At 66.0% G+C, this 20256-nt stretch carries 21 protein-coding genes; 8 read left to right on the top strand and 13 right to left on the bottom strand.

The genetic code is table 11. From position 1 onward, the window contains the following. Nucleotides 1-96: 96 nt before the first annotated feature. Entirely contained in the window at nucleotides 97-978 is an 882-nt protein-coding gene (locus MSP7336_RS07730) for a hypothetical protein (RefSeq protein WP_142706764.1), read from the top strand. Nucleotides 979-988: 10 nt separating this feature from the next. Here MSP7336_RS07730 and ispF read toward each other — a convergent pair whose 3' ends face one another. From ispF to carD, 3 genes are read right to left on the bottom strand one after another with little or no spacing between them, the layout of a single operon-like run. Beyond that, entirely contained in the window at nucleotides 989-1459 is a 471-nt protein-coding gene (gene ispF, locus MSP7336_RS07725) for a 2-C-methyl-D-erythritol 2,4-cyclodiphosphate synthase (RefSeq protein ID WP_069394758.1), read from the bottom strand. Next, on the bottom strand, nucleotides 1456-2124 hold the full coding sequence (ispD, locus tag MSP7336_RS07720; protein WP_069394757.1) for a 2-C-methyl-D-erythritol 4-phosphate cytidylyltransferase: 669 nt from the start codon (nucleotides 2122-2124) through the stop codon (nucleotides 1456-1458). The genes ispF and ispD overlap by 4 nt, the downstream gene beginning before the upstream one ends. Beyond that, nucleotides 2121-2609, bottom strand: a complete 489-nt coding sequence (carD, locus tag MSP7336_RS07715) for an RNA polymerase-binding transcription factor CarD (protein WP_045382876.1) — start codon at nucleotides 2607-2609, stop codon at nucleotides 2121-2123. Before carD ends, ispD begins: the two co-directional genes overlap by 4 nt. A 319-nt stretch (nucleotides 2610-2928) precedes the next feature. Here carD and MSP7336_RS07710 point away from each other — a divergent pair, with 319 nt between their 5' ends. The 3 genes from MSP7336_RS07710 (at nucleotide 2929) to disA (ending at nucleotide 6131) form a co-directional block, all read left to right on the top strand. Continuing rightward, nucleotides 2929-3525, top strand: coding sequence for a copper chaperone PCu(A)C domain-containing protein (locus tag MSP7336_RS07710; protein WP_425325736.1), 597 nt, complete (start codon nucleotides 2929-2931; stop codon nucleotides 3523-3525). Nucleotides 3526-3588: 63 nt separating this feature from the next. Continuing rightward, nucleotides 3589-5004 (top strand): DNA repair protein RadA, encoded by a 1416-nt coding sequence (gene radA, locus MSP7336_RS07705; protein ID WP_113964828.1) that lies wholly within the window; start codon nucleotides 3589-3591, stop codon nucleotides 5002-5004. Between the two features lie 14 nt (nucleotides 5005-5018). Continuing rightward, nucleotides 5019-6131 carry a DNA integrity scanning diadenylate cyclase DisA gene (disA, locus tag MSP7336_RS07700; protein ID WP_069394756.1) on the top strand — a complete coding sequence of 371 codons (1113 nt, stop codon included), beginning with the start codon at nucleotides 5019-5021 and terminating at the stop codon, nucleotides 6129-6131. A gap of 2 nt (nucleotides 6132-6133) precedes the next feature. On the opposite strand, the gene MSP7336_RS07695 is transcribed toward disA, so the two are convergent. Further along, nucleotides 6134-6943 (bottom strand): hypothetical protein, encoded by an 810-nt coding sequence (locus MSP7336_RS07695; protein WP_113964827.1) that lies wholly within the window; start codon nucleotides 6941-6943, stop codon nucleotides 6134-6136. 85 nt (nucleotides 6944-7028) lie between these two features. Further along, nucleotides 7029-7658 (bottom strand): carbonic anhydrase, encoded by a 630-nt coding sequence (locus MSP7336_RS07690; protein ID WP_069394754.1) that lies wholly within the window; start codon nucleotides 7656-7658, stop codon nucleotides 7029-7031. On the opposite strand from MSP7336_RS07690, the gene MSP7336_RS07685 reads away from it, so the two are divergent. Then, on the top strand, nucleotides 7657-8559 hold the full coding sequence (locus MSP7336_RS07685) for an HhH-GPD family protein (RefSeq protein ID WP_069394753.1): 903 nt from the start codon (nucleotides 7657-7659) through the stop codon (nucleotides 8557-8559). The two genes, MSP7336_RS07690 and MSP7336_RS07685, sit on opposite strands and share 2 nt — an antisense overlap. 23 nt (nucleotides 8560-8582) lie before the next feature. On the opposite strand, the gene MSP7336_RS07680 is transcribed toward MSP7336_RS07685, so the two are convergent. Beyond that, nucleotides 8583-9383, bottom strand: a complete 801-nt coding sequence (locus tag MSP7336_RS07680) for an alpha/beta fold hydrolase (protein ID WP_113963426.1) — start codon at nucleotides 9381-9383, stop codon at nucleotides 8583-8585. Between the two features lie 86 nt (nucleotides 9384-9469). Here MSP7336_RS07680 and mhuD point away from each other — a divergent pair, with 86 nt between their 5' ends. Genes mhuD through nicT form a run of 3 tightly spaced genes read left to right on the top strand, consistent with a single transcriptional unit; the run spans nucleotide 9470 to nucleotide 12274 of the window. Beyond that, on the top strand, nucleotides 9470-9787 hold the full coding sequence (gene mhuD / locus MSP7336_RS07675) for a mycobilin-forming heme oxygenase MhuD (protein WP_069394751.1): 318 nt from the start codon (nucleotides 9470-9472) through the stop codon (nucleotides 9785-9787). Next, on the top strand, nucleotides 9762-11117 hold the full coding sequence (locus tag MSP7336_RS07670; RefSeq protein ID WP_069394750.1) for a serine hydrolase: 1356 nt from the start codon (nucleotides 9762-9764) through the stop codon (nucleotides 11115-11117). Before mhuD ends, MSP7336_RS07670 begins: the two co-directional genes overlap by 26 nt. A gap of 23 nt (nucleotides 11118-11140) precedes the next feature. Beyond that, complete coding sequence (gene nicT, locus MSP7336_RS07665; protein WP_069394749.1) at nucleotides 11141-12274, top strand: Nickel transporter NicT; 1134 nt, start codon at nucleotides 11141-11143, stop codon at nucleotides 12272-12274. A gap of 42 nt (nucleotides 12275-12316) precedes the next feature. On the opposite strand, the gene clpC1 is transcribed toward nicT, so the two are convergent. From clpC1 to MSP7336_RS07630, 7 genes are all read right to left on the bottom strand, one after another. Next, nucleotides 12317-14863 (bottom strand): ATP-dependent protease ATP-binding subunit ClpC, encoded by a 2547-nt coding sequence (gene clpC1, locus MSP7336_RS07660; protein ID WP_069394748.1) that lies wholly within the window; start codon nucleotides 14861-14863, stop codon nucleotides 12317-12319. 241 nt (nucleotides 14864-15104) lie between these two features. After that, the gene (lsr2, locus tag MSP7336_RS07655; RefSeq protein WP_069394747.1) at nucleotides 15105-15440 is read right to left on the bottom strand and encodes a histone-like nucleoid-structuring protein Lsr2; all 336 of its coding nucleotides are present in this window, start codon (nucleotides 15438-15440) and stop codon (nucleotides 15105-15107) included. Nucleotides 15441-15564: 124 nt separating this feature from the next. Continuing rightward, on the bottom strand, nucleotides 15565-17064 hold the full coding sequence (lysS, locus tag MSP7336_RS07650) for a lysine--tRNA ligase (protein WP_069394746.1): 1500 nt from the start codon (nucleotides 17062-17064) through the stop codon (nucleotides 15565-15567). A 24-nt stretch (nucleotides 17065-17088) separates the two neighbouring features. Further along, nucleotides 17089-17904, bottom strand: coding sequence for a type III pantothenate kinase (locus tag MSP7336_RS07645; RefSeq protein ID WP_069394745.1), 816 nt, complete (start codon nucleotides 17902-17904; stop codon nucleotides 17089-17091). A 2-nt stretch (nucleotides 17905-17906) separates the two neighbouring features. Next, nucleotides 17907-18314 carry an aspartate 1-decarboxylase gene (gene panD, locus MSP7336_RS07640; protein ID WP_069394744.1) on the bottom strand — a complete coding sequence of 136 codons (408 nt, stop codon included), beginning with the start codon at nucleotides 18312-18314 and terminating at the stop codon, nucleotides 17907-17909. Then, nucleotides 18314-19255 (bottom strand): pantoate--beta-alanine ligase, encoded by a 942-nt coding sequence (gene panC / locus MSP7336_RS07635; protein ID WP_113963425.1) that lies wholly within the window; start codon nucleotides 19253-19255, stop codon nucleotides 18314-18316. The genes panD and panC overlap by 1 nt, the downstream gene beginning before the upstream one ends. Next, nucleotides 19252-20145, bottom strand: a complete 894-nt coding sequence (locus MSP7336_RS07630; protein WP_069394742.1) for a Rossmann-like and DUF2520 domain-containing protein — start codon at nucleotides 20143-20145, stop codon at nucleotides 19252-19254. The genes panC and MSP7336_RS07630 overlap by 4 nt, the downstream gene beginning before the upstream one ends. Nucleotides 20146-20256 lie beyond the last annotated feature (111 nt).

Here is a 20256-nt window from a genome sequence, read left to right as displayed (position 1 = left end):
GCCCGCCAGGTGGCGGCGCTAGGTATTTGCAATCTCCTTGCAATCAACTTCACCGATTCTGTTCGATGTTTTGCGGCTGCGTGTAATATCCCTGAGGTGAGTAAGCAGCTAGTGGCAGCCTCGGGGGTACTCCTAGCTGCAGCAATAGCGAACGCGGCAACGGCGAGCGCTGAGGGGCCAGTGCCTCCGCCGGATCCAGTTTCGAAAACCGCTGAAGTCGCCGCGCAACGACAGGCTGACGCGGTCGCACAGCAGCAGGTCATCGCCGCACAACAACAGGCTCAAGCCGCCGCGCAAGAACAACAGCAACGACAGGCTGAGATGGCCGCACAGCAACAAGCTGAGGCCGTCGCGCAACAGCAGGCCGAACAGGCCACCTCGGCCGCTCCGGCGGCTGCGGCGTCAGCCGGCATAGCCGGTCCCGCCGGGGCCAGTTCGCTGACCTCAATGGGCATGTCCATGGCGATGATGGCGCCGATGATGGCGATGTATCTGCCGATCATGGGCTTGCCGTTCATATTGGGATCTCTTGGTGCGGCACTTCCGCCGGTTGAACCCCCCGTCGACGACGAAGGCGCCGGCGACGCAGCCAACGCAGCAGCCGCCGCTTTGACCCCTGATCTGACCTCGGCGCTCACATCGACTCCTGACCTCGACCTCAGTGCGCTGGCCGAGCCGACAAGCCTCGACCTCAGTGGGCTGCTCGATCCGACTAACCTCGACCTCAGTGGGCTGCTCGATCCGACCAACCTCGACCTCAGTTCGCTGCTTGAGCCGATCGAACTCGATCTGAGTTCGCTGGTCGGATCGATTGGCGACTTCGACCTCGGTTCGATGCTCGGATTGGCTCCAGACGTTGATCTGGCATCTGACCTGGCAGCTCAGTTGGCGTCCGCCTTCGACGTGACTTCTGCGCTCGATCCCGGCGACATCGGCGGCACTGTGGTGTCGGCTCTTCTCGGCCTGTTAGGTCTCTGACCAACGAGCGCTATTTAGGGATCACCAGCGCGGTGGCGATGGCGGCCCGCCCTTCGCCGCGTCCGGTCAGGCCCAAGCCGTCGGTGGTGGTCGCCGACACCGAAACCGGCGCACCCAACAAGTCGGACAGCAACTGCTGCGCCTCCTCGCGGCGGGGGCCGACCTTCGGCCGGTTTCCGATGACCTGCACGGCGGCGTTGCCGAGCCGCCACCCTTCGGCGCTGAGCAAGCCGGCGACGTGGCGCAGCATGCCGGCCCCGCTGGCGTCTTTCCACCGCGGGTCGTCGACACCGAACACCGCGCCGATGTCACCGAGCCCGGCCGCCGACAGCAGCGCGTCGCATAGTGCGTGGGCGGCGACGTCACCGTCGGAGTGTCCGGCGCAGCCATCGGCGTCGTCGAACAACAAGCCCAGCAGCCAACAGGGGCGTCCGGGTTCTATCTGGTGGACGTCGGTGCCCACACCGATACGCGCGTTCACCGGTTCACGATCGCTTGGGCCAGCAGGACGTCGAGCGGGGTGGTGATCTTGAACGCCAGCGGATCACCCTCGACGATGTGGACTTGGCCGCCGATGTGCTCGACCATCGATGCGTCGTCGGTGAAGTCGGCGGCTCCCGCCTGCTGATACGCACGCTGCAGCAGCTCGGCCGTGAATCCCTGTGGGGTCTGCACCGCGCGCAGCCCAGCCCGTTCCGGCGTGCCCAGTACCACGCCATTTGCATCGACGGCTTTGATGGTGTCTAAAAGCGGCAGAGCGGGCACCACAGCGGAATCTCCGGCCCGCAGTCTTTCGACCACACGCGTCACCAATCCCGGCGGTGTCAACGCCCGCGCCGCGTCGTGCACCAGCACGAATTCCGTCTCACCTGCGGCTGCCAAGCCCCGCGCCACCGACTCGGCACGGTTGGCGCCGCCGGCAACGACGGTCGCGAGCCGACCCAAGATCAGCTTGGCCTCGTCGGTGCGGTCGGCGGGAACCGCCACCACGACCCGGTCGACAACACCGGATTCCAGCAAACCGGCGACGGCGCGTTCAACCAGCGTGCGCCCACCGAGATGAAAGAACGCTTTGGGAACACCGGCGGCCAGCCGCTGGCCCGACCCCGCGGCCGGGACCACCGCGACCGTGCCTGTCACAGTCAGGAGGCGGCGGCGAGCACCTCGTCGAGAATGGTTTCCGCCTTGGCGTCGTCGGTGCTTTCGGCCAACGCCAACTCACCAACCAGGATTTGCCGCGCCTTGGCCAGCATGCGCTTCTCACCCGCGGACAGACCGCGCTCCTGGTCGCGGCGCCACAGATCACGCACTACCTCGGCGACCTTGTTGACGTCACCGGAGGCAAGTTTCTCCAGGTTCGCCTTGTAGCGGCGCGACCAGTTGGTCGGCTCCTCGGTGTGCGGGGCGCGCAAAACCTGGAAAACCTTGTCCAGGCCTTCCTGACCCACAACATCGCGGACACCCACGTACTCGGCGTTTTCGGCGGGCACTCGAACTGTCAGGTCTCCCTGCGCCACCTTCAAGACGAGATATTCCTTTTGTTCCCCTTTGATGGTCCGAGTTTCGATCGCCTCGATTAGCGCAGCACCGTGGTGTGGATAGACAACGGTGTCTCCGACCTTAAAAATCATCTGGTTCGAGCCCCTTTCGTTAGTTCAATCTTAACACGGCGCGTGAACACGCGCGGATCAACGGTGCAGGTCAGGGGCACCGCGCGGGTAGAGAGGGGGTTGACAGACAGCTGAATTCGTGCATAGCAGGGGCCTTCTGAAGACCTTCTGAAGACCGATCGGAACCCAGCCGAGGGCACTCGAGCATGGTACTGCGCGACCCTGACACGCTCTCAGGCGGCCTCGGCTACCGCCCCGGCGGGCGACCTACTACTGTGCATAGTCGACCCGTAGGCATGGTTGGATCCAGGGCCGCGCCGAGGCCCAGCAGGAGGCTTGAGTGAACCGCTTCATGATCCCTCGGCCCATCCGCCGAGTCCGGCACTCAACACACCTCGCCGCGTTGGCCGCCGGCGGTCTGATCGGTGCGGTCGCCCTCACTGGATGTGGCACCGGCCAGCTCTCCCAGATGGCCGCGCAGATGCCCTCGGTCAACGGCACCCAGGCCATGGTCGACGACGTGGCCCTGCGCAATGTGCATATCCAAGCGGTGCAGAGGACCGACTTCTTGAAGCCCGGTCAGTCGGTGGATCTGGTGCTGGTGGCCGTCAACCAGTCACCGGACACCGCCGACAAGCTCGTCGGGATCACCACCGATATCGGGACGGTGACACTGTCCGGCGACTCCACATTGCCGCCCGGCGGGATGCTGTTCGTCGGTGCCGGCGGCGGCCAGAACACCGAGGCCATCAAGCATGTCGAGGCTGCCAAGACGGCCAAGGCGACGGTGGCGCTGAGCAAGCCGATCACCAACGGGCTCACCTACGATTTCACCTTCAAGTTCGAGAAGGCCGGCAGCACCCGCGTGAGTGTGCCGATCTCGGCCGGGCTCGCGCCGCAAACGAGCGAAGCCCCGCCGCCGGTCGAACACCCATAACGGCGCTTGCCGCCGGCCGTGTCACGGCCGGATCTGTCGTATCCGCCGGATACGGTTCAGTGCGTGGCCAGGTCACGCTCGCAATACCGCTGCTCGGAATGCCAGCATGTCACCGCTAAATGGGTGGGACGCTGCCTGAAGTGCGGTACCTGGGGCACGGTCACCGAGGTGGCGGTGCTGTCCGCCGTCAGCGGCAACAACCGCCGCCCGGTAGCCCCTGCGGCGGCTGCGGTTCCGATCAGCTCCATCGAGCCGCGCACCGCCCGGCACTGCGCCACCGGCGTCGCCGAGCTCGACCGGGTGCTCGGCGGCGGCGTGGTGCCGGGGTCGGTGACGTTGCTGGCCGGCGATCCCGGGGTGGGTAAGTCGACGCTGCTCTTGCAGGTCGCCCACCAGTGGGCCAAGTCGGGGCGTCGGGCCTTGTACGTCTCCGGCGAGGAGTCGGGCGGCCAGATCCGGATGCGCGCCGACCGCACCGGTTGCAGCCACGACGAGGTCTTCCTGGCCGCCGAATCCGATCTGCACGCCGTGTTGGGGCACATCGAGGCCGTGCGGCCGACGCTGGTGGTGGTGGACTCCGTGCAGACCATGTCGAGCACCGATGCCGACGGTGTCACCGGTGGCGTCACCCAGGTGCGCGCGGTGACCACCGCGTTGACGGCCGCGGCGAAAACCAGCGGTGTGGCGATGATCCTCATCGGCCACGTCACCAAGGACGGGGCGATCGCCGGGCCGCGCTCGCTCGAGCACCTGGTCGACGTCGTGCTGCATTTCGAAGGCGACCGCAACTCCGCATTGCGGATGGTGCGCGGGGTCAAGAACAGATTTGGTGCCGCCGACGAGGTCGGATGCTTCCTGCTGCACGAGGGCGGCATCGAAGGTGTGGCCGACCCGTCCGGGCTGTTTTTGGATCAGCGGCCGCGACCGGTTCCGGGCACCGCGATCACGGTAACCCTCGACGGTAAGCGACCGCTGGTCGGCGAGGTGCAGGCGTTGCTGGCCAGACCGTCGGACGCGCGACCACGCCGCGCTGTCAGCGGCATCGACCACGCACGAGCGGCGATGATCCTCGCTGTGCTGGAAAAGCATGCGCGACTTGATCTTTCGGCCAACGACACGTTCCTGTCCACTGTGGGCGGCATGCGGTTGACCGATCCGTCGTCGGATCTGGCGGTGGCGATCGCGTTGGCATCGGCATACGTGACCCTGCCGCTGCCCACCACCGCGGTGATGATTGGTGAGGTCGGGTTGGCCGGTGATCTGCGGCAGGTGCCCGGGATGGAACGTCGGCTTGCCGAGGCCGCCCGGCAGGGATTCACCATCGCACTGATTCCACCGGGATCTACCAGCGCACCCCCGGGTTTGCGTGTCTTGCCGGCGGCCACCATCGTCGCTGCCCTGCAGCACATGCTCGACATCGTCGAACATGCCAATCAGCCGCCACCTCCATTACGCCTGCTGGAACCGCCGCCGGCATAGCACAATGGCTGGTGATGACTGCGAGCAAGGCGAGAGCCAACGGCGCGGCCCAGGCGACGCGACCCACCCTGCGTGACGTCGTCGGCCGGCTGGCGCCCGGAACTGCGTTGCGCGACGGGCTGGAGCGGATCCTGCGCGGACGCACCGGCGCCCTGATCGTGCTCGGCTACGACGACAGTGTCGAGGCCATCTGCGACGGCGGCTTCTCGTTGGACGTGCGGTACGCGCCGACCAGGCTGCGCGAGCTGTGCAAGATGGACGGGGCGGTAGTGCTGTCCACCGATGGCAGCCGCATCCTGCGGGCCAACGTGCAGTTGGTTCCCGACCCGTCGATCCCCACTGACGAATCCGGCACCCGGCACCGCTCAGCCGAGCGAGCCGCCATCCAGACCGGCCATCCGGTGATCTCGGTCAGCCATTCGATGAACATCGTGACCGTGTATTTCGCCGGGGAGCGCCACGTGCTGGCCGACTCGGCCACCATCCTGTCGCGGGCCAACCAGGCCATTGCCACCCTGGAGCGCTACAAGGCACGGCTCGACGAGGTGAGCCGGCAGCTGACTCGCAACGAGATCGAAGACTTTGTCACGCTGCGCGACGTGATGACCGTCGTGCAGCGGCTGGAGCTGGTTCGCCGCATCGGTCTGGTGATCGACTACGACGTGGTCGAATTGGGCACCGATGGACGTCAACTGCAGTTGCAGCTCGAGGAGTTGCTCGGCGGCAACGACATTGCCCGCGAACTGATCGTGCGCGACTACCACGCCAACCCCGAACCGCTTTCCAAGGCTGAACTCATTGCCACCCTCGACGAGCTGGATGCCCTGTCGGACACCGAACTACTCGATTTCACCGCGTTGGCAAAGGTTTTCGGATACCCGTCGACAACCGAGGCGCAAGATTCGGCGATGAGTTCGCGGGGCTACCGGGCGATGGCAGGAATCCCACGGCTGCAGTTCGCCCACATCGACCGGCTGGTACGCGAATTCGGCACGCTGCAAGGTCTGCTGGCCGCAAGCGCCAGCGATCTGCAATCGGTGGAGGGTATCGGCGAGATGTGGGCGCGGCACGTGCGCGAGGGACTGTCGCAATTGGCCGAGTCGACGATCGCCGACCCGGTCGGCTAGTCCTACTGCCCGGCGGCCGGCGGCCCCGGTGGGGGCCCCATCGGTGCCTGTCCCGGTGCGCCCGGCGGCACCGGTCCCGCGGCCCCCGGCGGCGGCGCACCCTGCGGACCCGTATCCGCCAGGATGAACGGCACCGGGGCCGAGCGCAGGTTGCCAAGTTGCACGACGAGGTTGTAGGTGCCGGCCCCGATCGGTTGGCGCGGCAGCGGGCATTGTGGCGCCGACCCCATGCCGGTCCAGGTCACCGCCGTCGTCACCTGCTCGCCGGGCGCGAAGGTCTTCACCAGCGTCTCGTTGGACGGTGCGCAGTCCAGGTTGGACCACAACCGCTTGTTGTCCAGCGAGTACACATACGCGGCCAGCACAGCCGCTCCCACATCGCGTTTACAGGCCACCAGTCCGATGTTGGTGACGACCATGGTGAATTTCGGCTGGTCACCCGTCGCATACTGCGGCGCGTTGGTGTAACCCTTGACGGCCAGCGTCGAGTCGGGGCAATCGTCGCCCTCTTTGAGCGGCGGTGGTGGCTGCACCGCCGCGGTCGGTGTTTCGGCCGGTGCCTGGTTCGGGGCGGCCGACGGCGCAGCCGGTGCCTCGCCCTGTGGCTGCTGCACGATCGGCGACTTCGGGGGCGCCGACTGGCCGGAGGCGGGCTTGTCGGACGCGGTGTTGGCGTCCGCGTGTCCGCTCATCAGGGCGACGATGGTCGCGACCACGATCCCGACCACCACAACCGCAATGCCCGCCGCCAGCCCCCGGCGTCGCCAGTAGATCTCCGGCGGGAGCGGGCCACGCGGTTCAAGATCCAGCACGTTCACACGGTAAGCCCAGGTCACCGCCAGGCGTCCGACCGCTCTCGGCGTGTCGCGTGGCGCTTCACGCGCGGCGACCCTGAATTCAGGCCGCGGGCTCGTCTCCGACGTTGCCGATGTGATCGCGCAACACCACTTGCCCGTCGGCAAGGCGGTAGGTGACACCGACGATCGCGAGCTTTCCAGCGGTCAGCCGCTCGGAAATGGCCGCGGAACGCATCACCAGCTGAGCGCCCGTTTCCACGACGTGCCGCGCCTCGAACTCGTCCACCCGGGTCAAGCCCTCGCGCCGGCCCAACAAAATCGACGGCGTGACCCGCTCGACCAGGTCGCGCACGTATCCGCCGGGCAGGACGCCGTCGTCGAGTGCGGCCAGCGTCGCCTGGACCGCGCCGCAGCTGTCGTGGCCCAAGACCACCACCAGCGGCACCTCGAGCACCGTCACCGCGTACTCGATGGAGCCCAGCACCGCTGAGTCGATGACATGTCCCGCCGTACGGACCACGAACATGTCGCCCAAACCCTGGTCGAAGATGATCTCGGCGGCCACCCGACTGTCCCCGCAGCCAAACACCACTGCGGTCGGCTTCTGCGAAGTGGCCAGGCCGGCGCGGTGATCGACACTCTGGCTGGGGTGTTCGGGCCGGCCGGCGACGAACCGCTCGTTACCCTCTTTGAGTGCCTTCCACGCACTTTCGGGACTGCCACTGGGCATGGCGCACATTGTGCCGCACCTGATGACCGTGCGCGCGGCAGAACTGCTCAGCTGGTACGACCGATCGCGTCGCGACCTGCCGTGGCGGGAACCCGGGGTGAGCCCATGGCAGATCTTGGTCAGCGAGTTCATGCTGCAGCAGACGCCGGTGTCCAGGGTGCTGCCGATATGGACGGACTGGGTGGCGCGCTGGCCCACACCGTCGGCAACCGCAGCAGCAAGCGCCGCCGACGTCCTGCGCGCCTGGGGCAAGCTCGGCTATCCGCGGCGGGCCAAGCGGCTGCACGAGTGCGCCACGGTGATCGCGCGCGATCACGGTGATGTGGTTCCCGACGACGTCGACACCTTGCTCACGCTGCCCGGGGTCGGCGGCTATACCGCGCGGGCGGTGGCCTGCTTCGCCTACCAGCAGCCGGTCCCGGTGGTCGACACCAATGTCCGCAGGGTGGTGGCTCGCGCCGTGCACGGCCGCGCCGACGCCGGTGCGCCGTCACCGGCGCGCGATCACGCCGACGTCGCCGGCCTTTTGCCGAATAACGGCACTGCACATCGGTTTTCGGCCGCGTTGATGGAATTGGGCGCGACGGTATGCGTCGCGCGGGCACCACGCTGCGGGCTGTGCCCGATCACCGACTGCGCCTGGCGGCAAGCCGGTTACCCACCGGGCGACGGGCCGGCCCGACGGCCGCAAACCTATGCCGGGACCGATCGGCAGGCGCGCGGCCGGTTGCTGGATGTATTGCGCGCCAGCGATTCTCCCGTCAGCAGCGCCCAGTTGGACGTAGCGTGGCTGACCGATCCCGCGCAACGCGAGCGGGCGTTGGATTCGCTGCTCGCTGACGGTCTGGTGACGCGGACGCCTGACGGTCGCTACGCGCTAATCGGCGAAGAGGACCGCTAGCGTCGCATCGGTTTGCTCACCCGTCAGGACGCCAAGAAGGATTCCACCGCCTCCTGATACACCTCGGGTGCTTCGTCGTGAACTAGATGGCCGGCTTCCGGCACAAGTAAATACGTTGTTCGGTAGCCGGTTTCATGCATTCGGCGCATCTGGCCCTCGGGTGTGACCGAGTTGCCGGCTTCGATCAGCAATGCGGGGACGCGTACCGCCTGCCACTGCCGCCAGTAGTCGCGGGTGCCCCACTCGGCGGCGATCTCGATCCATATCGAGGTATGGCCGTGTAGTCGCCAACCGGTCGCGGTGCGGTCGAACGCATCCAGGAAATACTGCCCGGCGACCTGGCCGAATTCAGCGAATACTTGTTCAGCAGAATCGAATTCGACCGGCAGAGCATGCAGCCACGGCTCCCACGGGCCAGTCGTGCGGCCACGAAAATCCGGTGCCATATCCTCGATGACCAGCGCCGACACCAGCTCGGGACATTCCGCGGCCAGGCACCAGGAGTGCAGTGCGCCCATGGAATGGCCGATCAGCCGTGCCGGCGTGCCCAGCGTGGCCACCGCGTCGCGCAGGTCGGCCACGAAGCGTTCGGTGCTGATCGGGTACGCGTCGGCGACATCGCGGCCGCGGTGCCACGGCGCGTCGTAGGTGTACACCGTGCCCAGGCCCCTCAGCCAGGGCAGCTGACGCGACCAGGTGCTGCCCCGGCCCATCAGCCCATGCACCAGCACCACCGGCTCGCCTCGCCCGCCGCGAAGGGTGAGCAGATCGTCGGGCACGTCTCCATCTTGCCCGGCTCCACCTCGGGCGCTTCCCGCCCGCATCGTCGCCGGGCGTCCATCTTGCCCGGCTCCACCTCGGGCGCTTCCCGCCCGCATCGTCGCCGCGCGCCGCACGGTAGCCTGACGACATGCCAGTGGTGAAGATCAACGCAATCGAGGTGCCAGCAGACGCCGGTCCCGAGCTGGAGAAGCGGTTCGCCCACCGAGCTCACGCAGTCGAGAACTCGCCTGGCTTTCTCGGCTTTCAGCTGCTTCGCCCGGTCAAGGGCGAAGATCGCTACTTTGTGGTGACTCAGTGGGAGTCCGAAGAGGCCTTCCAGGCCTGGGCAACCGGCCCGGCCATCGAAGCCCACGCCGGCCACCGCGCCAACCCGGTGGCGACCGGCGCGTCGCTGCTGGAGTTCGAGGTTGTGTTGGACGTTGCCGGGTCCGGCCAGAAGGCGTAGCGGCCGGATCGACCTCCGTGTTGCGGCACTGGCTGCTGTCGCCACGCTGGTCGTCGCCCTGGCCCCGGCTTGCGCCCCGTCACCGACTCCCTCCGCGCATGCCGCGGACAGCAGTGTCCGGATAGACATCAGGACGCCGCCCGGTCTGCGCGCTCAGCAGATCCTCGACATGCTCAACTCGGACTGGCCCATCGGCCCGGTCGGAGTCCGCACGCTGGCCGCGCCCGACATGGTCAAGCAAGTCGAGCACACCATGGAACAGCTGTGGTGGGATCGCCCCTTCGCGCTGACCGGTGTCGATATCCGCGCCGGCGCCGCCACCCTCAAACTCACCACGTCTTACGGCGCGCAGCAGCACATCCGGATTCACACCGACGACGCCACTCTGGTGGACGGATTCGATGTCACCACGCATGCACCCACCATCTCCTCCTGGCGCGACGTCGACGCCGCCTTGCGCAAGACCGGCGCCCGCTACTCATGGCAGGTGGCCAAGGTCAACGACGGAAGCTGCGAGCGGGTAGCAGGAACCAATACCACCCAATCCTTGCCATTGGCTTCGATTTTCAAGTTGTACGTGCTCTACGCGGTGGCAGAGGCGATCAAACGAGGAACCGTGTCCTGGGATGATCAGCTGACCATCACCGAGAAGGGCAAAGCGGTCGGCTCGGGCATAGAATTACCGGTCGGAGCCCATGTTTCGGTTCGAACAGCCGCCGAGAAGATGATCGCCACCAGCGACAACATGGCCACCGACTTGCTGATCGAAAAAGTCGGCACCCGAGCTGTCGAAAACGCCTTGGCCGATACGGGTCATCACGATCCGGCAGCCATGACGCCGTTCCCCACCATGCACGAGCTGTTCTCGGTCGCCTGGGGACAGCCAGATCTACGTGCGCAATGGAAGCAGGCTACACCGCAGGTCCGTGCCGAGTTGCTCCAGCAGGCGAATTCTCGTCCGTACCAACCTGATCCGACTCGAGCCCATACTCCGGCATCAGAGTTCGGTGCGGAATGGTACGCGAATGCCGAGGACATCTGCCGGGTGCACGCGGCTCTGCAGACCGGCGCAGTGGGCGCCGCCGCGCCTGTCAAGCAGATCATGTCCGCCATCCCCGGCATTGACCTCGACCGGCATGACTGGCCGTACATCGGCGCCAAAGCCGGTGGGCTGCCTGGGGATTTGACGTTCAGCTGGTACGCCGTCGACCGGTCGGGACAAGCCTGGGTGGTCAGTTTCCAGCTGAACTGGGATCGCGACCACGGGCCGAGCGTGACGAGCTGGATGCTGCAGGTGGCCAAGCAGGTCTTCGCGCTGTTACCCGCGTAACGCTAGTTCGGTAAAGGGGTTTCATGGTTTCCAGCACGCAGGTGGCCACTCGTCGTGTCAGGCTGTCGTGGAATTGGAACCGGCGTGACCGCATCGAAATCAGCGTATTGCTGGGCTTTGTCGCGCTGATACATCTCGTCGGCTTCATCACCTTGATCGTCTTCGTCGCGCCGCACCGCTATCAAACCGGAAGCGACGTCTTCGGTGTCGGCCTGGGTCTCACGGCCTACTTGTTCGGCGTGCGCCACGCATTCGATGCCGACCATATCGCCGCGATCGACAACACCACCCGCAAACTGATGAGCGACGGTCACAAACCCAAATCCGTTGGATTCTGGTTTGCGATGGGTCATTCCACCATCGTGATGCTGATGGCGGTGATGGTCGTCGTCGGGGCCCGGGCGGTGGGCACCCTGGTCGACGACGGCTCGCCGACCCGACATGCGCTGGGCTTCACCGGGACGTTGGCCTCCGCACTGTTCCTCTATCTGATCGCGGCCATGAACATCATCGCGATGGTGGGGATCACCAGGGCGTTCAACAAACTTCGGCGCGGGACCTACTCCGATGACGAACTCGAAGCGGCGCTCGATGACCGTGGTTTTCTGGCACGGCTGCTGCGGCCGTTCATGAACCGCATCAAGCGCCCGATGCAGATCTACCCCGTCGGGTTGCTGTTCGGCCTCGGGTTCGACACCGCCACCGAAATCGCGTTGCTGGCATTGGCCGGCACCGGGGCAGCCGCCGGTCTGCCGTGGTACGCCGTGCTGGTGCTGCCGGTGCTGTTCGCGGCCGGCATGAGCCTGATGGACACCATGGACGGCCTGCTGATGACGGCAGCCTACGACTGGGCGTTTATGCAGCCGGTCCGCAAGATCTACTACAACCTCACCGTCACCGGGTTGTCGATCGCCGTCGCTTTCCTGATCGGATCCATCGAACTGGTGACAATCCTGCACGACGACCTCAAGTGGGATGACCCCGTGACCACATGGGTCAGCGGCATCAACCTCAACAGCGCCGGTCTGGGGATCGTCGGCCTGTTCGCCATCACCTGGCTGGCCGCGATCGCCTACTGGAAGCTGGCCGGCGTCGAGACACGCTGGGGCCGCACCCATCGCCGCGAAAGCGCAACTGCCGACACCTATCCCGAGTAGGGGTGTCGGCAGCTGCGCTGCGGACCCAGGCTACTGAGAGGGCTATTGAGAGCTTGCGCTCTCAGCGCTGTGCGCTCCGGCCTTGGCCAGATCCGCCTCGACCGGCTCGGCCGGCTTGCGGGCGCCGGTGAAGGTGAACACCGCGTCCTCGCCGGCGCCCTCACCGTCCCAGTTGTCCACATCGACGGTGACGATCTGGCCCGGCCCGACCTCCTCGAAGAGGATCTTCTCGCTCAAAGCGTCCTCGATCTCGCGCTGGATGGTGCGCCGCAACGGGCGGGCACCCAGCACCGGGTCGAAGCCGCGCTTGGCCAGCAGCGACTTGGCCTTGTCGGTGAGCACCAGCGCCATGTCCTTGCTCTTGAGCTGCTTGTCGACCCGGCCGATCATCAGCTCGACCATCCGGATGATCTCTTCGCGAGTCAGCTGGTGGAAGACGATGATGTCGTCGATGCGGTTGAGGAACTCCGGGCGGAAGTGCTTCTTGAGCTCGTCGTTGACCTTCTGCTTCATCCGCTCGTAGTTGTTCTCCCCGCCGCCCTGGGAGAAGCCCAGGCCAACCGCCTTGGAGATGTCGGCGGTACCGAGGTTGGACGTGAAGATCAGCACGGTGTTCTTGAAGTCGACCGTGCGGCCCTGCCCGTCGGTCAGCCGCCCGTCCTCGAGCACCTGCAACAGGCTGTTGTAGATCTCCTGGTGGGCCTTCTCGATCTCGTCGAACAACACCACCGAGAACGGCTTGCGCCGGACCTTCTCGGTGAGCTGGCCGCCCTCCTCGTAGCCGACGTATCCCGGCGGGGCGCCGAACAGCCGCGACGCGGTGAACCGGTCGTGGAACTCGCCCATGTCGATCTGGATGAGCGCGTCGTCGTCCCCGAACAGGAACTCCGCCAACGCCTTGGACAGCTCGGTCTTACCGACGCCGGACGGGCCGGCGAAGATGAACGAGCCGGACGGGCGCTTGGGGTCCTTCAGCCCGGCGCGGGTGCGGCGAATCGCCTTGGAGACGGCCTTGACCGCGTCCTCCTGGCCGATGATGCGCTTGTGGATCTCTTCCTCCATGCGCAGCAGCCGGGTGGTCTCCGCTTCGGTGAGCTTGAACACCGGGATACCGGTCCAGTTGCCCAGCACCTCAGCGATCTGCTCGTCGTCGACCTCGGCGACCACGTCGAGATCACCTGAACGCCATTGCTTTTCGCGCTCGGCCCGCCGTGCGACGAGTTGCTTCTCGCGGTCGCGCAGGCTGGCCGCCTTCTCGAAGTCCTGCGCGTCGATCGCGGACTCCTTCTCGCGGCGCGCCTCGGCGATTTTCTCGTCGAACTCGCGCAGGTCTGGCGGCGCGGTCATCCGGCGGATCCGCATCCGCGCGCCCGCCTCGTCGATCAGGTCAATCGCCTTGTCCGGCAGGAACCGGTCGTTGATGTAGCGGTCGGCCAGCGTGGCCGCGGCGACGATCGCGTCGTCGCTGATGGACACCCGGTGGTGGGCCTCGTAGCGGTCTCGCAGACCCTTGAGGATCTCGATGGTGTGCTCCACCGTCGGCTCCCCGACCTGAACCGGCTGGAACCGGCGCTCCAGGGCGGCGTCCTTCTCGATGTACTTGCGGTACTCGTCGAGCGTGGTGGCGCCGATGGTCTGCAGCTCACCACGAGCCAGCTTCGGCTTGAGGATCGAGGCAGCGTCGATCGCGCCCTCGGCGGCGCCCGCCCCGACCAGCGTGTGCAGCTCGTCGATGAACAAGATGATGTCGCCGCGGGTGTTGATCTCCTTGAGCACCTTCTTCAGGCGCTCCTCGAAGTCACCGCGGTAACGGCTGCCCGCGACCAGTGATCCCAAGTCGAGGGTGTAAAGCTGCTTGTCCTTCAGCGTCTCGGGGACCTCGCCGTGCACGATGGCCTGCGCCAAGCCCTCGACGACGGCGGTCTTGCCGACGCCGGGCTCGCCGATCAGCACCGGGTTGTTCTTGGTGCGCCGGCTCAGGACCTGCATCACCCGCTCGATTTCTTTCTCGCGGCCGATGACCGGGTCCAGCTTGCCCTCCATCGCCGCGGCGGTGAGGTTGCGGCCGAATTGGTCGAGCACCAACGACGTAGACGGGGAGCCGGACTCTCCGCCCCGCCCACCGGTGCCGGCCTCGGCAGCTTCTTTGCCCTGGTAGCCGCTCAGCAGCTGGATCACCTGCTGGCGCACCCGGGTCAGCTCGGCGCCCAGCTTGACCAGCACCTGTGCCGCCACGCCCTCACCCTCGCGGATCAGGCCCAGCAAGATGTGCTCGGTGCCGATGTAGTTGTGGCCGAGCTGCAGCGCCTCGCGCAGGCTCAGCTCGAGAACTTTCTTGGCACGCGGGGTGAACGGGATGTGGCCCGACGGCGCCTGCTGGCCCTGGCCGATGATCTCCTCGACCTGGCTGCGGACACCCTCCAACGAGATGCCCAGCGACTCCAGCGACTTTGCGGCTACGCCCTCGCCTTCGTGGATGAGCCCCAGCAGGATGTGCTCCGTGCCGATGTAGTTGTGGTTGAGCATCCGGGCCTCTTCTTGCGCCAGGACGACGACCCTGCGGGCACGGTCCGTAAATCTCTCGAACATCGGCGGTTACCTGCTCTCCCTCACATCGGTACTCCGACTCGCATCGGCACGTAAAGCCAACACCGCGTACCTGCCATCCACTGTAATGGGCGGCCGGCCGGGCTTCCTACCTTGCGGTCGTTACCACAATCAACATGCCCGGTGCTCACGCAGCCGTAATACGGCAACGCGGAATATTGGTGAAACGTTTCCCGGGATGGACGGATGATCAGTTCGCCACCAGCGAACGTGCTCCGAACTGTCAGGTGGCGGCGTGGAATGCGTCGATGATGTCGGCGGGGATACGGCCGCGTGTGGACACATTGTGGCCATTGCGACGCGCCCACTCCCGGATCGCCGCACTTTGCTCGCGGTCGATGGTGCCGCGACCGCGGCCGGCGGAACGACCTCGACGGCGACCACCGACTCGGCGGCCGGCGTCGACCCACTTCTTCATGTCGTTGCGCAGTTTTGTAGCGTTCTTGGTCGAAAGGTCGATCTCATAGGTCACCCCGTCGAGTCCGAATTCGACCGTTTCGTCGGCGGCGCCTTCACCGTCGAAATCGTCGACCAAGGTGACGGTCACTTTCTTCGCCATTACTCACCCGTCTCTTTCCGTGCACTGTGGATTTTGTGTGCAAGCCGTGCAAGAAGTTTGCAACCCGGTGACACCAATGTGCCATATGAACGCATGGTATTCAATAGCGTCAGCATCGCACAGTTCAGTTGCCATGCGGGCGAACAATCGGAAACAAAACTGTCTCTCTAATTGACAGTCCAGTCAAAGCCATCAGCAGTCTATCGATACCCATTCCAGTTCCCGTGCAAGGCGGCATACCGTACTCCAGCGCAGCCAGAAAATCCTCATCAATCGCCATAGCTTCGTCATCGCCGGCCGCGGCCGCACGCGCTTGGGCGGCGAATCTCTCCCGTTGCACGATCGGGTCGATCAACTCGGAGTATCCGGTGGCCAGCTCGACGCCGCGCAGGTAAAGGTCCCACTTCTCGGTGACGCCAGGGGTGGTGCGATGCTGCCGGGTCAAAGGCGTTGTTTCCACGGGGAAATCGCAGACAAAGGTGGGCGCGGTCAACCGGGCGCCGACCGTATGCTCCCACAGTTCTTCGACGAGTTTGCCGTGCCCGTAGCCACGGTCGGTGGGAACCTCGAGGCCGAGCCCGTCGGCGATACCACGCAAACGCTCCACGGTAGTCTCAGGCGTAATCTCTTCGCCAACGGCCTCGGATAACGAAGGATACATTTGAATCGAGGCCCATTCTCCGTCGATGTCATAGACACTGCCGTCAGGGAACGGAAGTTGCCGAGTGCCGATCGCCTCATCGGCTACCTGTTGAATGAGCTCACGGGTGACAACAGCCGAATCTTCATAGGTTCCATATGTCTGGTAGGTCTCGAGCATTGAGAATTCCGGCGAATGGGTGGAATCGGCGCCTTCGTTTCGGAACACCCGATTTAGTTCGAAGACCTTGTCAAACCCGCCCACCACGCAGCGCTTCAAGAACAGTTCCGGGGCGATCCGAAGGTACAGATCGATGTCGAGCGCATTGGAATGGGTCACAAACGGCCGCGCGGCCGCACCGCCGGCCAATGTCTGCAACATCGGCGTTTCCACCTCGAGAAACCCGCGCTGCTCGAGCGCCGAGCGTAATGCGCGGACAACCGCAATTCGCTGCCGGGCGACGCTGCGGGCCTGCGGCCGGACGATCAGGTCGACGTAGCGCTGCCGGACCCGCGACTCTTCATTCATCTCCTTGTGCGCGACCGGCAGCGGGCGTAACGCCTTGGACGCCATCTGCCAGGAATCACCGAGAACGGACAGCTCGCCGCGGCGTGAGCTGATGACCTCGCCGTGCACGAAGACGATGTCGCCGATATCGACATCGGCCTTCCAGGCGTCCAGCGCTTCCTGTCCCACGCCGGCCAGGCTGATCATCGCCTGCAAATTGGTGCCATCGCCGTCCTGCAGTGTTGCGAAACACAATTTCCCGGAATTGCGGATGAAAATCACCCGGCCGGCGACGCCCACGATTTCACCGGTGGTCGCGTCGGCAGGCAGATCGGGGTAGGCGGCGCGGATCTGCGCCAGCGTGTGAGTGCGTTCGACGGCGACCGGATAGGGATCGCGGCCCTCGGCGAACAACCGGGCGCGCTTGTCCCGACGGATCCGAAACTGCTCGGGGATGTCGCGATCGTCGGAGCTCACGACGTGCCAGCTTAAATCAGCCCGTCAGCGGGCCGTCTTGAGCCGCCCGCGCTGGCTGTCGCGGTTGCGTTCGAACACCAGCCGCAGCCCGTGCAGGGTCAGGTGCTGGTCGTAGTGGTCGACGGAGTCCAATTCGGCCAGCAGCAGGGGAGCGGTGTGCCCGGTGGCCACCACCACGGCGTCGGTGCCGCCGAAGCCGTCTACGTCCTCGCGGATCCGCTGCACCAGCCCGTCGACCAGGCCAGCGAACCCGAACACCGCGCCGGCCTGCATGCACTCGACGGTGTTCTTGCCGACCACCGAGCGGGGTCGGGTCAGCTCGACTCGCCGTAACGCGGCCGACCGGGCTGCCGCGGCATCGGAGGAAACCTGTACACCGGGTGCGATGGCGCCGCCGAGGAACTCTCCTTTTGCCGACACCACGTCCACGCAGATCGACGACCCGAAGTCGATGACGATCGCCGCCTTTCCGTACTTGTGAAAAGCTGCCAGGCAGTTGACGATTCGGTCGGCACCCACCTCTTTCGGGTTGTCGACGAGCAGCGGGATGCCGGTGCGCACGCCGGGTTCGATCAGCACATGCGGAACCGACGGCCAGTACTGCTCCAACATCACCCGAACCTCGTGCAGCACCGATGGAACGGTCGACAGCGCCGCTGCGCCGGTGAGTCGCTCGGAGTCATCACCAATCAGGCCGTCGATCGTCAGTGCCAGTTCGTCGGCAGTGACTTCGGCTTCGGTGCGGATCCGCCACTGCTGCACCACCTTCGCGTGCTCCTTAGCCCCGGACAGCAGCCCGACGACGGTGTGCGTGTTGCGTACGTCGATTGCGAGAAGCACGATTATCGGGGGGAGAGAAGTTCGCCGGCATCGTCGGGCACGAAGGCGGGATCGTGACCCAGGTCGATCGGACGGTTGTCGGCGTCGACAAAGACGATCCGCGGCTGGTAACTGCGTGCTTCGGTGTCATCCATGGTCGCGTAGGCGATTAGGATCACCAGGTCGCCGGGGTGAACGAGATGTGCTGCGGCCCCGTTGATTCCGATCACACCGCTACCCCGCTCGCCGGTGATCGCGTAAGTGACAAGCCGGGCGCCGTTGTCGATGTCGACGATGGTCACCTGTTCGCCCTCGAGCAGGTCGGCAGCGTCCATCAGGTCGGCGTCGATGGTCACCGAGCCGACGTAGTGCAGGTCGGCCTGCGTGACGGTCGCCCGGTGAATTTTCGACTTGAGCATTGTCCGTAGCATCAATTCCTCCAACCTGATTCATATCCGGTCGACACAGCGGGCTCCCGCCCGTCGACTCCGACGGCAGTTCCGATTTCGATTGCGACGTTGTCGAGCAGTCTGGTAGTCCCGAGTCGGGCCGCGACCAACAGTCGGGCGGGGCCGCTGGCGGGCGCAGGCCCCAATGCCGGGTTGCGCACCTCCAGATAGTCGACCTCGATCGCGGGTATCGCCGCGAGCACCTCGCGGGCCGCCTGAAGTGCGGCGTCCGCACCGGCCGGTGCGGCGCGCATGCCGGCCAACAGCGCCGCCCACAGCATGCCGGCCAGTTCCCGCTGCTGTGGGTCGAGGTAGCGATTCCGCGAAGACAGTGCCAGGCCGTCGGTTTCGCGCACGATCGGCACACCGATCACCTGCACGTCGACGTTGAGGTCGGCGACCATCTGGCGCACCAGGACAAGTTGCTGATAGTCCTTCTCGCCGAAGAAGATCCGGTCGGGCCGCACGATCTGCAGCAATTTCAGCACGACGGTCAGCATGCCGCCGAAATGCGTGGGCCGGGCCGCGCCTTCCAGTGCGGATCCGAGCGGACCGGGGTGGACGGCGGTGCGCGGCCCGTCGGGGTACATCGCAGCGGCCGTCGGGGTGAACGCCACCTCCACTGCTTCGCCACGCAGCAAGGCCAAGTCGGCTTCCAGGGTGCGGGGATAGGCGTCGAAGTCCTCGTTCGCGCCGAATTGCAAGGGGTTGACGAAAATCGACACCACGACCACCGAACCGGGCACCCGTTTGGCGGCACGGATCAGGGCCAGGTGCCCGTCGTGCAGTGCCCCCATGGTGGGCACCAGCATTACCCGCCGCCCGGTGTGCCGCAGGGCACGGCTGACGGCGGCGACGTCACCGGGTAAGGAGTACACGTTGAGCTCGCCGGCCTTAAACGTCGGCGCCGTGTTGATGCTCATCGCGTCAACACCTCGAACATCTCGGCAGGGCTGTCGGCGCGCTCGGCGGTGCGCAGCGCGTTCACCCGGTAGGCCTGGGCCAGCGCCGGATCCACCGCCGTCAGCGCGGCCAAGTGGGCCGCGACGACGTCGGCGTCGCCGCGTGCTATCGGGCCGGTGAGCGCGGCCTGCCCCCGTTGCAGAGTGTTGTCGAGGGCCGCGCGGGCCAGCGGTCCAAGGACGCGTTCGGCGATTCCGTCGGGGTCGTCGACTCCGAGTTCCCCGGGCAACGCCGCCCGCAGGGCCTCCAGCGCATCAACGAGCACGGTGACGAGGTGATTGCTGCCGTGCGCCAACGCGGCGTGATAGAGCATGCGGGCCTCTTCGCGGACCCGGAACGGTGCGCCGCCGATTTCCAGCACCAGCGACTCGGCAATGGTGTAGCCAACTTCGTCGGCGGCCGTGATCCCGAAAGCGGTGTCCGCCAGACGGGCGACGTCCTCGTCGGATCCGGTGAAGGTCATCGCCGGGTGAATGGCCAGCGGTACGCAGTCCTGGCCGGTCAGCGGCGCCAGCACACCGATACCGTTGGCTCCCGATGTGTGGGCCACGATGGTCCCGGGCCGCACCGCCGAGATGGCGGCCAAACCCGAAACCAGCCCGCCCAACTCGGCGTCCGGCACCGCCAGAATGAGCAACTCGGCGCTGCCGGCAACGTCGTCAACGGGCGCTACCGGGGTGTCGGGCAGCCACCGCTGCGCGCGCCGGCGCGATGCTTCGGAAACGGCGCTGCACGCCACGACGACGTGGTCGACGTGCTCCAAGGCGGCGCCCAAGGCGGTGCCTACCCGGCCGGCGGAGATGATTCCCACCTTGAGCCGGGCCGGGCGCAATCCGTCGAGCTGCACCATCGCAGACGACCCTCGCAAGTTTCTTAGTTCGTTCCAGTCCCGCGTTGCGGGTACCGGACGGTCACCAAGACTTTACCCCGGTGATGATCTCGGCCGCGACGTGGCCTGCGC

This window comes from Mycobacterium shimoidei, from assembly GCF_900417275.1.
Lineage (GTDB): Bacteria > Actinomycetota > Actinomycetes > Mycobacteriales > Mycobacteriaceae > Mycobacterium > Mycobacterium shimoidei.
Note: the sequence above shows the minus strand (reverse complement) of the source record. Positions and strands in the feature narration are given on the sequence as shown.

Coding starts and splice junctions, on each gene's coding strand:
- MSP7336_RS07690 (WP_069394754.1), bottom strand. CDS start 7,658: ATGCCCAGTGGCAGTCCCGAAAGTGCGTGGAAGGCACTCAAAGAGGGT.
- MSP7336_RS07630 (WP_069394742.1), bottom strand. CDS start 20,145: ATGGTGCAGCTCGACGGATTGCGCCCGGCCCGGCTCAAGGTGGGAATC.
- mhuD (WP_069394751.1), top strand. CDS start 9,470: ATGCCAGTGGTGAAGATCAACGCAATCGAGGTGCCAGCAGACGCCGGT.
- MSP7336_RS07685 (WP_069394753.1), top strand. CDS start 7,657: ATGGCGCACATTGTGCCGCACCTGATGACCGTGCGCGCGGCAGAACTG.
- carD (WP_045382876.1), bottom strand. CDS start 2,609: ATGATTTTTAAGGTCGGAGACACCGTTGTCTATCCACACCACGGTGCT.
- clpC1 (WP_069394748.1), bottom strand. CDS start 14,863: ATGTTCGAGAGATTTACGGACCGTGCCCGCAGGGTCGTCGTCCTGGCG.
- panD (WP_069394744.1), bottom strand. CDS start 18,314: ATGCTACGGACAATGCTCAAGTCGAAAATTCACCGGGCGACCGTCACG.
- panC (WP_113963425.1), bottom strand. CDS start 19,255: ATGAGCATCAACACGGCGCCGACGTTTAAGGCCGGCGAGCTCAACGTG.
- MSP7336_RS07680 (WP_113963426.1), bottom strand. CDS start 9,383: ATGCGGGCGGGAAGCGCCCGAGGTGGAGCCGGGCAAGATGGAGACGTG.
- disA (WP_069394756.1), top strand. CDS start 5,019: ATGACTGCGAGCAAGGCGAGAGCCAACGGCGCGGCCCAGGCGACGCGA.
- lsr2 (WP_069394747.1), bottom strand. CDS start 15,440: ATGGCGAAGAAAGTGACCGTCACCTTGGTCGACGATTTCGACGGTGAA.
- nicT (WP_069394749.1), top strand. CDS start 11,141: ATGGTTTCCAGCACGCAGGTGGCCACTCGTCGTGTCAGGCTGTCGTGG.